Below are 14,844 nucleotides of genomic sequence, written 5' to 3' on the forward strand. Positions count from 1 at the left end.
ATCCCCGTTCTATTTAAAATTCATTTGCTCAAATGGCAATTCATATTGAGTCTGTTTGAATGAGATTCCGTCCAAATTTTTGGGAGCAATGACAGTAACCCGCCCATTCGTAATTGGAATAAACACGGCTTCATCATGAACGATTCTCATAATATCAGCGTACAGGGACTGGCGAGATACCTCGTCTGTGGACACCATCACTTCATCAATTTTCTTGTACAGCTCATCCGCTTGGGCAAGGCCACTTGTTGTATGCTTGTAGGCGGAATCCGAAGTAAAGGCAGAGATGGTGCTCTGTGGATCGTACGCCAGTCCCCAGGTTTGGTTGAATAACAGATCATATTCCCCGGTTGCTCTTCTGTTCGCGATGGATGTGGATTCCTCTCCGACAATCTCCAATTGAATGCCCAATCCTTTTAAGGCATGCTGGATTAATTCTGCCTGTGTTTTTTGGGAAGACGAGTTGCTGTCATAATACAGGGTCATGGCTAGTTGCTGGCCGTTCTTTGTCCTCACTGCTTCCGTGTTTGACAGGGTCCAGCCTGCTTTTTCCAAAAGCTTCTTTGCCGTCTCCGGATTATACTCCCGCTTCTTCAACTCGACATCGGCATAATTGACGTTTGATGAGAATAAGGTATCCGCTACAGTCTGTGTTCCATTAAAAATATCATTGCTGATCGTTTCCCGATCAATCGCAACCCATATCGCTTCACGAACAGCCGTCTCGTGCACAGGGTTATCCTTTTTGCTGCTATTGGCGACGATCATATTTGTATTCATCGCTTCACTTCGGACCACCTGATAATCACCCGAGTCAGCCAATTGATTCATGGCTTCAACATCTATGCTGTCCGCGCCCCGGTCATCCGTGAACACAAAGTTGATTTCGCCCTTCTGTAATGCCAATAATGTCGTTTCTCCTGCTGGCAGAACCTTGGACGTAATTTTTTGAATCTCAGGTGCGCCCCCCCAGTACTCTTCATTGGCTTCAAACGTTGCATTCTCGTCGATTTTATGTCCGGTTAGCTTGTAGGGTCCTGTGCCGTGGTAGCCACTCACCCCGTCCTTTGTGCCCCCATTCTTGAAATCCTTCGGTGATATAAATACATAAGGTCTGGTCATGGACAGCTCTACCAGAGCTGGGTAATAGGGCTCGGAAAGTACCAGTTCGAATGTGTATTCATCTATGACGGTTGTGCTTACGATTTTGGTGGACAGCTTGATCCAGGCATGTTTTTCGGCATTCGCCTGAACCGCATCGATATTTTGTTTGACCGCCTCGGCGTTAAATGGCTCACCATCATGGAATTTCACATCCTGTCGCAAATGGAACGTATACGTTTTCCCGTCTTCGGCAATATCCCAGGATTCCGCCAGTAATGGCTTGATTCCATCGACCGTGTTTTCAACCAAAGATTCGTAAACCATCCCTTGTGCGGGCATGGAACCAGTGTACAGATGGGGATTCATATCATTAATATCCTTGGCGGATGCATATATGAGTTCAGACTTAACTTCGCTATTCGCTGACTCGGTTTGGGTGTTGGCACCCTCTTTTTGGCCGCATCCCCCAAGCACGGTAATAACAGATAATAGAAGCAATATAAAACGAAAACCACTACCCTTTTTCACAACATTTCCCCCTGATGATGAAAGATATATACAAGTTCACTTAGAAAATGTTACATCGTGCTACTCCGATTGCAGTACCATCTTCCGATCGCTCTTATCCCCAGATTTTTTTTGATTCCCTTATATAAAAGGAAAAATCCGGGGATAAAGGCGCACGCTTCGCTTCTTCAGATTGGTTCTGCACTCTCCGTTATGATGTAAAATTCAGGTTCACTTGTATAGATTGACATGTAATTAAACCTTGCTGTTCGCCAGTCCTAAGCAGATCATCCGAATGTCTTCATCGAAGGATTGAACGGTAAAGGCATCCGATAGATTCTGTTCGGGGTGAGCGCGAGCGACTTCTTGAATCTTCGCCTCATATGTGGCAATAAATGTATCAATGGTTGGGCAGCTTACCTGCAAATGTCTCGCAATGCCCTGAATGATTTTGATACGGTAATAATCCTCCTTGGGCATTCTGGGAATGTCCAAAGCTCCATCCTGATTGATGAACATCTTCCTGAAAGGAACGGCCGAAAAGTCAAAATACTTGCCCTCTGGACTCGGTTCCGAAAAGGGATCAATCAATAGCGAGGTGTATCGTATGTATAATAAATACTCTTGATGAAGGTCCTGCAATTGATTGAAATTATCGATATCCTGACGCGACAAACTCCCTAATCGTATCGGATAATTATCATCCGTCATGAATTGCAGCAGATTGACACCCTGGATACGAAGTCGATCCGTAATTGTCATAATTTCGTTCCACTGCGTCCGCATGTCCCGAATCAAATATTGGGTTACCGGACCTTCGGGATAGATTTTGTATACATATTTCCGAATGTCTGACGCTCCGAAAATGGCATCCAATGAAAAGTCATTCATGAACAGCGGCGGATGCACATATAAAGAAATATTTCTCGTTTCCGCCTCAATTGCAGATGGCATGACTTCCAGTACAATGCCCAATTGCTCGTACATCTTGCACAGTCTGTCCACATGTTCGGAAGGTGTTGAAGTAGAACCAATGTAGACCTTTTTCTTGACGCCTGTTGTAATCACATGATTGGACGGTTGGTCGTGCATCCAGCGGGTGTCCCCCAAATAGGTAGAGAAGCTGACAACTTCCGTGTCCGCATGTAGCTGTCTCACATAATGCTTTACCAGCAGGTTGGAACCAAAGGTGGGGGAGACCAAAATAATGCATTTCACTTGTTTGATGAAGTTGTCATTCATTTGTTTCAGTACATCGATGTAAGCATCAGTTGTCACGGCCAAAATAAGTGTATCCCATTCTCCTTCTATGCTCTCATATCCCCTAAACACCCGGTCAATGAAGCATTCACCCGCCAACGGTCGATGCTTTTCATTTTGAATGCTTGCCCCAATGAATCCGTCCGTTTGCCGAATGGCCTCAAAAAAAGATTCTGAACGCACCGATTCTCTTCCCACGATGCCTAAGGTGCAGCTGAATTGCTTTTTGAGCGTTACCGCCAGCTGAATGGATGCCGAACCTGTTCCAAGCAACAAGATTTTCTGAAATCCGCTCATATAAGCCTCCCTTTTCACAAGCTCAACCGAGCTATGCTTTTTGGTATAACGCAATATCGAACACATCATCCGGTCGCAGAATATTGTCGATCATATTCCATTTGCTGCTGTCAGTCTCTCTCATCGGATAGTTGAACAACGACTTTAACTGATTACCGTATCTCATGGCCACCACTACATGTTCATTCGTCAATGCATGCAATTGATCCAGCAGCTCATATTTATTGGCAACCGTGGAACTGAAAATGATATGCGTGGCTTCTTTTGTAAAAGCTAGGTCCTGCACTAATGTCCGCTGCAAATGAATGTTCAAGCCCGCACCCAGCTTCTCCACAACCTGCTTCCCGAGTGTAATGGCTTCATCGTCAATATCGATGCCGACTACCTTCGCTCCTGTTCGCTTGGCGATAAACAAAGGCGTCATCGGAAATGCCCCGGAGCCGATCAGCAGTACTTTGGAATCCGAAGTGACATAAGAGCTGCCAAACTCTTTTTCAATACATTCTTCGATGTTTCTGAAATAATCCGCGATTTCCACATCTCCGTCTTGCAGCTTCAATGCCCGATATTTCTCCATAATCGCCACACATCGTGCAGACTTGTCTCTCAGATCAAGGACAAGCTGATGCATGCTGCCAGATTCCTGACGATCGAGCTGTTCCCAGATTCGTTCATTTTGCTTGTCTGTTATAAACGTGGAGTAGTCATCGATTAAAGCCTCCAGCTCGGAGCTATGCTGAACCGTATGATCATATCTGCCTGCCAACTCATCGAATTTCCCGGAAAATTCACTCAAGCATGCTTGAAAATCAATCAATGTCTCCATTCCTTTTCCTCCTGTAACTTGTCATGGTCATGCATCTATAAATGCTTTGCCCTGTGCTACAATTCCAACAGATCCTTCGATCGTAATTCGTTCAAGCTCTGCTCCATTCCACTCAGCCATTACTTTAATCGCACCACCGGGCTGCTTGATATGCTGAACGATCTCCCCTTGCCTGCTCCATGCCAGATAGGCTCCCACGGAGGCTGTACCTGAACCGCACCCCCTTTCCCAGATCAGACTATCCAGCTGCGGGACAAAGATGAGCGGTGCCAGTTCTTCGGATCGGGAGTTGTATAATAAAATGCCAATCAGCTTATCCCCCAAGGTTAATCCGAGTAATCGCGCCAGCGCTTGTGCCCTCTTTCTCATCACTTCATCAAACGCTTCCACTTCAATAACGATATGAATGAACTCCCGATACCTCACGATCACCATATCCATGTCTGTTCCCTCATACTTGATCGTTCGCTGTTCAATCTGCTGAGGGACCGGCATCGTTACCTGACAGAAATACTCATTCTGTTGCTGTTTCTTCACCTGACAGCGGATTAATTGGTCTGTTCCCGAGACTTCCAACATGATTTCTGTAAACTCATACGATTCCAGCTCTTCTTCGGACGCGATGTACGCAGCCAAGGCCATGCAGGCATTCCCGCAGAACTCTCCCCCGGCCATTTCCAAATGGGCAGCCGCCTCCTGTTTTTTTGCTCCCCCAATGAACCCCACTTGTTCAGCGTACACATTGTCATAGGACATAATTTGGGCGGCAATGTGTGGATATGTCTCAGCCGGATGATCCGTTTTCACCAGAACCGTCATATTTTGCGTGGGATTGAACTTGATAAAATCGATCTCCTGTTTCATCGCAACCGCTACTCCTATTCTTGATATGGAATTAAGCCTGAGTTCACATTGCTATATAAATTGAACTAAAGAATATTTACACTTGCCACTCCGATGACAGAACAACCTTCCGATCGCTGTTATCCCCAGATTTTTTTGGATTCCCTTTTTAAAGGGAAAAATCCGGGGATAAAGGCGAACGCGCCGCTTCTTCAGGTTATTTCTGTCCTCTACGTTCATGTGTAAATGTTTAGTTAATTTATATAAAATAATATTAATAGTAATGATTACGATTATCAGTCGAGAAAAATATAGCACATCCCACTTGGGAGCGTCAACAAATATTTCCATATCAAAAAGAGAGCGTCACGACTGTCATTTTATGTTCAAACAGGAACAGAGCTGACGCATTTGCGTCAACCCTGTTTAGCCAAACGTATACAATTGGAGGTTCATCAGCGACTTCTAAAAGGCATAACGGATGCCAGCAATGCTTTTGCATAATCATTGGTAGCATCCGAGAGACGATTTCGTTCAAGCTCCTCCACAATCGTTCCCCGATAGAGAAAGAGTACCCGGTCACACAGATTCGCCACAGCCTGAAGATCATGTGCTACAAAGAGATAGGTCATGTTCATTTCATGCTGCAAAGTGCGCAGCAACTCCAGGATTTGCGCCTGGACGGAGACATCCAAAGAACTAAGTGCTTCGTCCAACACCAGAAATTTCGGGCGGGTTGAGATTGCGCGGGCGATACACACCCGCTGTAATTGCCCGCCACTCAGTTCATGAGCATACTTGTGCATCACCGCATGAGGAAGCCCCACCTTCGCAAGCAGGTCATTGACCCGGTCATCCAGATCCACAATATTACCAAGTGCAACCAAGGGTTCAGCTATGATATCCCGCACGATGAATTTGCCATTGACTGAAGACGTATAATCCTGAAAAACAACGCTTATTTTCCCTTTATTCTTCTTCATCCATTGGGAAACGGCCATCCCCTCAATCCGAACTTCACCTTGTGTTGGTTTCTCCAATCCAAGAATCAGGCGGCTTAACGTGCTTTTCCCACTTCCACTCTCACCAATCAGACCCAGGCATTCACCTTCACGGATCTCAAAATGAATATCTTTCAGAATTTCTGTTGTCTCTTTCCGAAAGAAACCACCCGATTTGGGATAGCTTTTGGACAGATGATTCACTTCGACCAGCATTACTGCACACCTGCTTCCATGGAAGCCTGAAAAGGCTCGGACAGCTTGATTCGGGTCTGGATCAGAAACTGTGTAAATTCATGCTGAGGATTCGAAAATACATCATTCGCCTTTCCTTGCTCGACGCATTCCCCATCCCGCATAACGATAAGATCATCCGCCAAATACTGCACGACACCCAAATCATGCGATATGAAAATGATGGACATACCCATCGTTTCGCGAAGCTGCTTGAATTGCTCAACAATCGCACGCTGGTTAATGGAATCCAGTGCGGTTGTCGGCTCATCGGCGATGATTATATCAGGTTCCAGCATCATGGCAATGGAGATCATTACTCTTTGCAGCATGCCCCCTGATAGTTGATGCGGATACTTTTGCAGCACCTGCTCAGGCTGAAGAATATGAACACGATGCAAAGCATCCGACGCCAGTTGTCTGGCTTCTTTTTTGGAGATTCGAAGGTTCTCTCGAAAGGTCTCCATCATTTGTTTCCCAATCGGTTCGAGCGGGTTAAACGCCGTCATTGCATCCTGTAAAATCATGCAAATACGCTGACCGCGGATCTTTCGAAGCTCTTCCCCGGTTTGCTGTAATAGATCCTTCCCCTGGTAAAGGGCTGTTCCACTAATTTCAAGCCAGGGAGAGGTCAATCCCAGAATGGCTTTGGTGGATAAGGACTTGCCGCTGCCACTCTCGCCCACAATGCCCAGGCAGGTATTGGTCTGCAACGCAAAGCTTAGATTTTGCACAATGGGCAGACCGGTTCTGGAATCAGTGATGGACAGATTTTTTACTTCTAACAAAGACATTCAACCGGCCTCCCTTCTTATGCATATAACTTTTCGGATTCATCGCCGCGTGCAGGCTGTCTCCCAAAAAGTTGAACGCAGCCACGACCAGCAAAATCGCCAATCCAGGCGCAAGCATTTGCGTTGGATGTGTAATCATTACATTTTTTGCATCATTCAGCATCATACCCCACTCCGGCGTAGGGGCCTGTACACCCAGACCAAGGAAGGACAACGCCGATATATTGAGGATGACCCAGCCCGTATCCAGAGTCGCAAAGACAGCGACTTCGCCTGAAACGCCAGGCAGCACATGTTTTCTCATAATATGACCCGTCCCGCATCCCGAGACTTTGGCAAAACGAATATAGTTCTTGTCCGTGTATTGAATAACTGTTGTACGAATCATCCGGGTGTACCATGCCCATTTGGCGATAATATTGGCGACGACGACATTTAGCAGGCCTGGACCGAGAATGCCGACAATCGCCAGAATCATCACTTCTGCTGGAAAGGAGAGCATCATATCACAGATTCGCATAATGACTTCATCCACCTTGCCGCGAAAATAACCCGATATGATCCCCAGCAGGGTTCCGATCGTAATTGTAATCGCGGTTGTAATTACTGCAAACAGGATCGTTGTACGAATGCCATAAAGAAGACGTGACAGATTACAGCGGCCGAGTTGATCTGTACCCAATGGATACTCCAGACTGATCCCTGCATATTTGTTCATAATGTCTAAACTCGTGGGATCATGCGGTGCGAACCAGGGTGCACCAACACCAGCGACGACCACAAGTGCGATCGTAATCATGCATAACACTGCCATTTTATCGGACACCAGGCGCTTCCAGAACATCATGTTACCCCTCCCTTCTTATCCGGGGATCCAGAGCTGAATTCAGAAGATCCACGAGTAGATTACAGACGACAAACATCACACCCATAATCAGAATATAGGCTTGAATAATCGGAAAATCCGAATTAAAAATCGCGGTGACGCACAAACGCCCAATGCCTGGCCATGCATAAATATTTTCCACAATGACCGTACCCGCGATTAACTTCGGGATCGACATCCCCAGCGCCGTAATCGATAATTGAAGGGAATTACGGAATACTTTCCAGATAATCGTCCGTTCCTTCAATCCTCTGACACGAGCGTATAACACGTAGTTTTCGGTTTTGTTTTGCACCATATTGTTGCGGATCAGCCTGACGTAGGTAGAGATGAATACCAGGGACAGCGTTACTGCCGGCAGGATAACTGAACTTGCCTGCTCCATGCCACTCGTGGGGAACCAATTCAGCTTGACGGCAAATAACCACATCAGCAGAATGCCAATCCAGAAACTCGGCATGGCTGTGCCAATAAAGACCAATGCACGCATCAAACGATCCACTAACCTATTTTCATAAATGGCACTGAGCACACCAATCAGAATACTTATCGTCAGAATGATAACGAGGGCAACAGCCGATAGCTTTAATGTGGCTGGAAGGGCTCGTGCAATCTGCTCTCCAACCGATTGTTGGTTGACATAACTAATGCCGAAATCCCCCTGAATGCTGCTGCTAATCCAGTCCACGTAACGGGTCAGAAACGGTTTATCCAAACCTAGTGTTTCCCTCATGGCATCCACCATTTCCGGTGTCGGCGTAACTTGATTCACCCGCAGCGCCACTTCAGCCGGATCACTGGTTCGCAAATGGATCAGAATAAATGCTAAAAATGAAATACCGATCAGCACGGGAATAATGGCTAATATTCGTTTTATGACGTACCTGCCCAAGGTGATCCTCCTCTCTACTTCATCCATATATAAGGAAACCTCGCTTCACAACTTCGCAAATGGAAGAGGATGAGCGAGGCTTCCTGACTTTCCTAATGAATTTTAAAAATTCCTGATTACTCTTCGAAGTACATCTTCTCAAACGGAATTTCGTATTGGGAAACGTTAAAGCCCACACCCTGAAGCGCCTTGATATGAACGGCTTTGGTAACCGAATAGGTCAGTGGAATATATACATTTTCATGATGAATATACGTTAGAACCTCTTTGTACATGTTTTGGCGCTGTTCCTCATTCTGCTCGACCATCAGGTCCGTAATCGTGTGATCCAGCCACTCTTTTTTCTCCAGCCCCAATTGGGCTTGATAATCGGCGTGGGATGGCACCCTCCAGGAAGAGACATACGTTTGCGGATCATACGGCAATCCCCAGGAGAGGGAGTACATCAGATCAAATTCACCCGTTTTCTGACGATCCAGATAAGCCTGCTTTTCCTCGCCAACAATGTTCAACGCTACGCCGACCTGCTTCAGATCGTTTTGCATCGATTCACTAATGGTCCGCTCCTGTGCATTATCCGAGTTGTAATAGATCGTTAGTTCAAGCTTGTTCCCATCCTTGTACCGATAGCCATCCGAGCCCGCAACCCAGCCAGCCGCCGTAAGCAGATCGCTTGCTTTGTTCATGTCATATTGCACGCCTTCAAGGCCCACATCAGCGTACGGAACCGAAGTGGAGAGCAACGTATCTGCTACTTGTTCCGTACCGTTCAGTATGCCTTCCGCGATGATTTGTTTATTAATGGCATACATCAGCGCTTCACGCACTTGGGGCTCCTGAGTTGCTGAGCGGTTGGTATTAAGAACGATCGCACGTGAGCCAACCGGATGACTGATGACCGTGCTGTATTTCCCTTGATCCGTCAACACTTTGAACGATTCATTGTCCACCATATCACCGTCCGAACCGAATAACAGGTCTACTTCTCCCTTTTCCAGGGCAAGCAGAATCGTTTGATGGTCAGGCATGACTTTCCACTTAATCATTTGGATCTGCGGTTTGTCTCCCCAGTAATTTTCATTGACCGTAAATGTCGCGTACTGGTCCTGCTTGTGCTCCGTTAAAATGTATGGCCCTGTTCCGGCATAGCTGCTGACTCCATTCGCAGTTGTACCGTCAACAAAGCTTTTTGGTGAGATGAAGCGAAACGGACGAGTTAACCCCAATTCCTCCAATGTCGGGTAATACGGGTGTTTCAGTACAATCTGGAACGTGGCGTCATCGATCACTTTCGTCTCCTTGATCTCGGCGACCAGATTCAGCCATGAGTTCTTCTCGACATTTTCCAGAACTGCATCGATATTCAGCTTCACGGCTTCGGCATTAAACGGTTCTCCATCCGAAAACTGAACATCCTTATGTAGATAAAATGTATATGTGGTGCCATCTTCTGATATATCCCACTTCTCTGCGAGTGCAGGCTTAATGCCTTCCGGCGTATTGATCACAAGGGATTCAAATACCATATTCTGTGCCGGCATCTCTCCCGCGTATAGATGGGGATTAATATCTCGGATATCCTTGGTGCTGGCAAAGACCAATTCGTCGTTGGAAGCTTTCGTGTTTTGTTGCGCCGTTCCTGCTTCTGTCCCGGAGCAAGCGGATAATACTAGCAGGAGCGAAATTAATAAAGCCAATGTGTAAACCTTGCGTGATGTATGCATGATTCCCTTCCTTTTCCCTCGTGAAGTAGATAAGTTGAAACCATAAACATTACACTTGGCCACTCCGAGTGCAGAATCATCTTCTGATCGCTGTTATCCCCAGATTTTTTTTGATTCCCTTCTCCAAAGGGAAAAATCCGGTGATAAAGGCGAACGCTTCGCTTCTTCTGATTGATCCCGCTCTCTTCGTTCTTGTGTAAATTGTTCAGTTCATCTTATAAAGTGATTTTAGTAATATCTTATATAAATGTAATGATTACGAATTATAATAGTAATAATTACGATTAGAATCGTAGCATACAATGTGAAGAACTACAACTACTAAATTAAAAATACGGAAATAGCAAAAAACGGTCACCTGATTGAGGTCACCGTTTTTTGCGTCCATTCGCGACTATATTGTATAAGTTAAAACTACTTACACTGCCACTCCAATAACAGAACAACCGTCCGATTGCTGTCATCGGTTATCCTCCGTTCAACTGCAACTTTTGCAGTGCCTTTTCAGCCAGCGCTGCCAAAAGATGTGCACCTAGCGGCAGCGCTCGTTCGTCCACATCGAATGCAGGATGATGCCACTCATGCGGACCTGACGTTCCGAGGAAGAGGAACAGACCCGGGACCTCCTTTTGGTAAAAGGAAAAATCTTCGCCCGCCGGAGATGGTATCGGTCGGATACTGTTCAGACCAATTTCACCTGCCACCTGCTCAGCCGCAGCAGCCAATGACGCATCATTGACCACGGCAGGTGGTCCCTGAATCCAGCGCACCGTAGCGCGTGTCCCGTAGGCTGCTGCAACACCGGCAACCACCTGGTTGAAGCGCTCACGAATCCGGGCACGCACCTTCTCGTCAAAGGTACGCACGGTGCCGTCCAAGATGGCTTCTTCGGGAATGACGTTCCAGGCGGTGCCACTGTTAATTTTGGTCACACTAATTACAGCGCTCTCCTGTGCTCCGACATTACGACTCACGATGGCCTGTAATGCAGTCACAATATGAGATGCAACCACAATCGGGTCAATGCCCGCTTCCGGCACTGCCGCATGAGTTCCGACACCCTCCACTTTAACCACAAAACCATCTGCCGCTGCGAGCAGCGCCCCTTCACGGATACCTACCGTACCAACCTGCAGATCCGGTTTGTTATGCAAACCAAAAACAGCCCGCACTTCAGATAGCGCTCCGCTCTGAATCACCTGCCGTGCCCCCGTCGCTTTCTCCTCCGAGGGCTGGAAAATCAAACGAACCTTTCCCGGCAGCCGCGACTCCCGCTGTTTCAACAATCGTGCAGCACCGATCAGAATGGCGGTGTGCGCATCATGACCGCAGGCATGCATCCGACCCGCCACTTGCGAAGCATACTCCAGCTTCGTTTCTTCCTGGATCGGCAGGGCATCAATATCTGCGCGCAATGCCACTACCGGGCCATCATCCTGCCCAATTTCAGCGATTAGGCCTGTTCGCAGCGAGTATTCATCAGCAATCCGCACGCCTTCCTTAACCAGCCAGCCCCGAATGGCTTCTGTCGTTTCGCGTTCCTCTCCGGATAGCTCGGGGTTACGATGCAAATGTCGCCGAATCGCGGTTAAGTGCTCTGCGAATTCTTCATCCTGCCCAACGTAAAGTTCATGCTTGCGGCTCTGTTCTGCTTGCGCTGCCTGTTTCTCAGGCTGTTTCAGATCATTGCTCACGACATTGCCTCCTTTTATCATCGTATGTGCCATGTAAGATGGATGAATATAATACACGGGTCACTTCGTTCAGCAAGTATGCTCTCTACCATAGTTATGCCTAACTAATCACCGCTTGCGCAGGTGTCGATTCAGTTGCGAATTCGCCCAGTCCCTGCTCATCCAGTGCCTCACGCAACAATTCAAATGAACGAATACGCTTGGCAAAATCACGTGTGGCTGTGGTAACCATCAGTTCATCCACGGCAAAATCCTGCTGAAACTTCGCCAGTGCCTGACCGACCGTTTCCTTTGTACCTCTCGTCACACTTGGCTCCAAAATCTCGATCCGATATTTCTCGTTCGATTGCCGCCCGAATTCTTCCGCCTGTTCTACGGAACCAACGGTTAATGCATTGCCATTCTCCAGATGGATCTTGACCAGCATATGTTCACTTGCCAGTCCTTCGGCTTCTTCCGCACTCTCCGCCACAATTAATGAGATAGCGAGGATGGCATAAGGCTCCCGCCCATGTGAGTGGTCGAATTGTTCCCGATAAGTACGCAAAGCCTCCTGAGCGACCTCCGTATTGCTATTAATAAACAATGAAAATACATACGGCAGTCCCAGTGCTGCCGCCATGCCTGCGCTATCTACACTTGCCCCAAGCACGTAAAGCTCGGCCGGGATTGCGGATACCGGTGCAGCGCTCAAGCCTGCCAAAGGATGTGTTTCGTCTTCATGCGGTTCATTATGAATGAACTGCTTAACCTGATTGATTTTATCTTTTAGGGAAGCGGCCTCCTGAATTCCTTGCTGTAGTGCCTGTGTGGAGCGAGGCAATCCCCCTGGTGCACGTCCAATACCAAGATCGATTCTCCCCGGGCCAAGCGCAGAGAGCACATTGAAGTTCTCGGCCACTTTGTAAGGACTATAATGTTGGAGCATTACCCCGCCAGAACCGAGACGAATCCGCTCCGTATGTGCCAGCAAATGGGAAATGAGCACTTCCGGTGAGGAGCCTGCGACATGGCCTGAATCATGATGTTCCGATACCCAGAAACGATGAAAGCCAAGCTGTTCTGCCCGCTGTACCAATTCAATCGTATGCCGAAACGCATCAATCGGCGTCTCCCCTTCGTAGATCGGAGTTTGATCCAATATGCCAACACGAATACCCATCACATTCTCCTCCTTCGATCATACCGAGCCTGACTTATTAAATCCATCCTGCTTCCTTAAACGACGCTCTATAGCTGCCGCAGCAGCTCCCCGAAAGGCTCTGCAAAAGGCGAATGTTCTTCTTTTAACGTAACGACGCTGATCTGCAGCGATACACCTGCAACCTCGTGCACCTGAATGGGAAACAGTTCCCGCTCCCGTACTTCCTTCTGCACCGTTAACCCAGGCAGAAATGCAATGCCTGCCCCCTGCATAACCAGTTTCTTCGCCGTTTCCGAATGATCGACATGATATGTAATATCCGGCGGATGTTCCAGCGAGTCAAAGGCCCGGTGAATGCGCAGCCAGTCCAGTGACCCACATTCGAAAAAGACGAGTCGTTCATTCCGGATGGCTTCCATACTGACATGCCCACGTTCTATAAATGGATGCCCTTTGTAAACGTAAAGCTGAATGGGGTCTTCATAAAAGGCAACCGTACGGATCGCCGGGTGCATGACCTTGCGTACAAACGCCAGATCAATCTCCTGACTGAGCAGCTTGGCGACCAATTGGTCTGTCGTTGCTGTCGTCAGCTTTATACTGACCTCAGGATAAGCTTCCTTGATTTTGGGCAGAAAGTCTGGAATGACATAGTTGGATACGGATACCGTACTGCCGAGTCTTAGTGCATCGGGCGTCGTACGGCGTTGCTGGATCTTCTGTCTGCCCTTCTGAATCACTTGCAGCACCTGCTGGGCGTAGGGAAGGAATTTTCTCCCTTCTTCCGTGAGCACAATCTGTTTACCCAGACGGTCAAACAATTTGCAGCCGAGTTCACGTTCAAGGGACTGAATACGAGCGGTGACAGAAGGTTGGGACAAAAAGAGTACCTCGGCAGCCTTATTGAAGCTTCCGTAATGATTGATATATACAAATGCTTCAATGTTCTCAATATTCATAAGCGCCCCCCGAATCCAGTTTATATACAAATTGAACAAAGAATATTTACGGTTTTTTCTGTCCTTTACGTTCTTGTGTAAATGTATAGTTCAATTTCTATATCTATTTATCCAATGAATTTACTTGGTTTTAGGATATCGTAATCCCATTCTTTTCCAGAGTCAATATCAATTCTTCCAGGGAACGATCCAATCGTGTCGTGATGTCTGCTGAAAGCACATATTTTCCGTCATCCAGTCGATCAATTCCCTGATCAACCGCATATACTCCGCCGAGAATATGTCTGCCGCCAAGTGCTGCCAGAACAGGCTTCAATGCATAATCGATAGCGAGCAGATGGGCGATTGAGCCGCCGATGACCAATGGAAGAGTCAGCTTGCCCCGCAGCCCTTCCTGTGGAATCAGATCCAGGAACAGCTTCAGCACGCCTGAGTACGATGCCTTGTATACTGGCGTTGCCACGATGACTGCATCCGAGGCTTCAACAACAGCGAGTGCATCGCGAATGAATGAGCTATCAAACTTGGCCTGCACCAGATCCTCCGCTGGCAGGTCAGCCACATGAATCACCTCAACGGTAATGCCCGCCTCTCTTAATTTATTGCTGCTGTACTCCGTAAGGCCTGTCAGACGTGAACGTTTGGAAGGCGCTCCGGCAATAATAACGACATGTGACAT

At 47.4% G+C, this 14,844-nt stretch carries 13 protein-coding genes; all 13 read right to left on the reverse strand.

Annotated features, from left to right (window positions below; translation table 11 throughout):
* Positions 1-9: 9 nt before the first annotated feature.
* Positions 10-1,632 (reverse strand): staphylopine-dependent metal ABC transporter substrate-binding lipoprotein, encoded by a 1,623-nt coding sequence (gene cntA, locus QP794_RS18460; RefSeq protein ID WP_285078421.1) that lies wholly within the window; start codon positions 1,630-1,632, stop codon positions 10-12.
* Positions 1,633-1,866: 234 nt separating this feature from the next.
* Positions 1,867-3,168 (reverse strand): opine metallophore biosynthesis dehydrogenase, encoded by a 1,302-nt coding sequence (locus QP794_RS18465; protein ID WP_285078422.1) that lies wholly within the window; start codon positions 3,166-3,168, stop codon positions 1,867-1,869.
* Between the two features lie 31 nt (positions 3,169-3,199).
* Positions 3,200-3,994, reverse strand: coding sequence for a methyltransferase domain-containing protein (locus QP794_RS18470; RefSeq protein WP_285078423.1), 795 nt, complete (start codon positions 3,992-3,994; stop codon positions 3,200-3,202).
* Between the two features lie 27 nt (positions 3,995-4,021).
* The gene (locus tag QP794_RS18475) at positions 4,022-4,858 is read right to left on the reverse strand and encodes a histidine racemase CntK family protein (RefSeq protein WP_285078424.1); all 837 of its coding nucleotides are present in this window, start codon (positions 4,856-4,858) and stop codon (positions 4,022-4,024) included.
* 434 nt (positions 4,859-5,292) lie between these two features.
* Positions 5,293-6,054 (reverse strand): ABC transporter ATP-binding protein, encoded by a 762-nt coding sequence (locus QP794_RS18480; RefSeq protein WP_285078425.1) that lies wholly within the window; start codon positions 6,052-6,054, stop codon positions 5,293-5,295.
* Entirely contained in the window at positions 6,054-6,866 is an 813-nt protein-coding gene (locus QP794_RS18485) for an ABC transporter ATP-binding protein (protein WP_285078426.1), read from the reverse strand. The genes QP794_RS18480 and QP794_RS18485 overlap by 1 nt, the downstream gene beginning before the upstream one ends.
* On the reverse strand, positions 6,829-7,713 hold the full coding sequence (opp1C, locus tag QP794_RS18490; RefSeq protein WP_285078427.1) for a nickel/cobalt ABC transporter permease: 885 nt from the start codon (positions 7,711-7,713) through the stop codon (positions 6,829-6,831). Before opp1C ends, QP794_RS18485 begins: the two co-directional genes overlap by 38 nt.
* A gap of 1 nt (position 7,714) precedes the next feature.
* Positions 7,715-8,644: a nickel/cobalt ABC transporter permease gene (gene opp1B / locus QP794_RS18495; RefSeq protein ID WP_024632588.1), complete on the reverse strand. Its 930-nt coding sequence runs from the start codon at positions 8,642-8,644 to the stop codon at positions 7,715-7,717.
* Between the two features lie 116 nt (positions 8,645-8,760).
* The gene (nikA, locus tag QP794_RS18500; RefSeq protein WP_285078428.1) at positions 8,761-10,341 is read right to left on the reverse strand and encodes a nickel ABC transporter substrate-binding protein; all 1,581 of its coding nucleotides are present in this window, start codon (positions 10,339-10,341) and stop codon (positions 8,761-8,763) included.
* A gap of 494 nt (positions 10,342-10,835) precedes the next feature.
* On the reverse strand, positions 10,836-11,951 hold the full coding sequence (locus QP794_RS18505) for an amidohydrolase (protein WP_285078524.1): 1,116 nt from the start codon (positions 11,949-11,951) through the stop codon (positions 10,836-10,838).
* Between the two features lie 211 nt (positions 11,952-12,162).
* Complete coding sequence (locus QP794_RS18510) at positions 12,163-13,224, reverse strand: LLM class flavin-dependent oxidoreductase (RefSeq protein ID WP_285078429.1); 1,062 nt, start codon at positions 13,222-13,224, stop codon at positions 12,163-12,165.
* Between the two features lie 68 nt (positions 13,225-13,292).
* Positions 13,293-14,165: a LysR family transcriptional regulator gene (locus tag QP794_RS18515; protein WP_285078430.1), complete on the reverse strand. Its 873-nt coding sequence runs from the start codon at positions 14,163-14,165 to the stop codon at positions 13,293-13,295.
* A gap of 130 nt (positions 14,166-14,295) precedes the next feature.
* The gene (gene ssuE / locus QP794_RS18520; protein WP_285078525.1) at positions 14,296-14,844 is read right to left on the reverse strand and encodes an NADPH-dependent FMN reductase; all 549 of its coding nucleotides are present in this window, start codon (positions 14,842-14,844) and stop codon (positions 14,296-14,298) included.

Source organism: Paenibacillus sp. UMB7766-LJ446 (genome assembly GCF_030226665.1).
Lineage (GTDB): Bacteria > Bacillota > Bacilli > Paenibacillales > Paenibacillaceae > Paenibacillus > Paenibacillus vandeheii.

What these genes read in the sequence shown, in the direction of transcription:
- QP794_RS18475 (WP_285078424.1), bottom strand. Translation starts at nt 4,858, where the DNA reads ATGAAACAGGAGATCGATTTTATCAAGTTCAATCCCACGCAAAATATG.
- QP794_RS18470 (WP_285078423.1), bottom strand. Translation starts at nt 3,994, where the DNA reads ATGGAGACATTGATTGATTTTCAAGCATGCTTGAGTGAATTTTCCGGG.
- ssuE (WP_285078525.1), bottom strand. Translation starts at nt 14,844, where the DNA reads ATGTCACATGTCGTTATTATTGCCGGAGCGCCTTCCAAACGTTCACGT.
- QP794_RS18515 (WP_285078430.1), bottom strand. Translation starts at nt 14,165, where the DNA reads ATGAATATTGAGAACATTGAAGCATTTGTATATATCAATCATTACGGA.
- QP794_RS18465 (WP_285078422.1), bottom strand. Translation starts at nt 3,168, where the DNA reads ATGAGCGGATTTCAGAAAATCTTGTTGCTTGGAACAGGTTCGGCATCC.
- QP794_RS18510 (WP_285078429.1), bottom strand. Translation starts at nt 13,224, where the DNA reads ATGGGTATTCGTGTTGGCATATTGGATCAAACTCCGATCTACGAAGGG.
- QP794_RS18485 (WP_285078426.1), bottom strand. Translation starts at nt 6,866, where the DNA reads ATGTCTTTGTTAGAAGTAAAAAATCTGTCCATCACTGATTCCAGAACC.
- opp1C (WP_285078427.1), bottom strand. Translation starts at nt 7,713, where the DNA reads ATGATGTTCTGGAAGCGCCTGGTGTCCGATAAAATGGCAGTGTTATGC.
- QP794_RS18480 (WP_285078425.1), bottom strand. Translation starts at nt 6,054, where the DNA reads ATGCTGGTCGAAGTGAATCATCTGTCCAAAAGCTATCCCAAATCGGGT.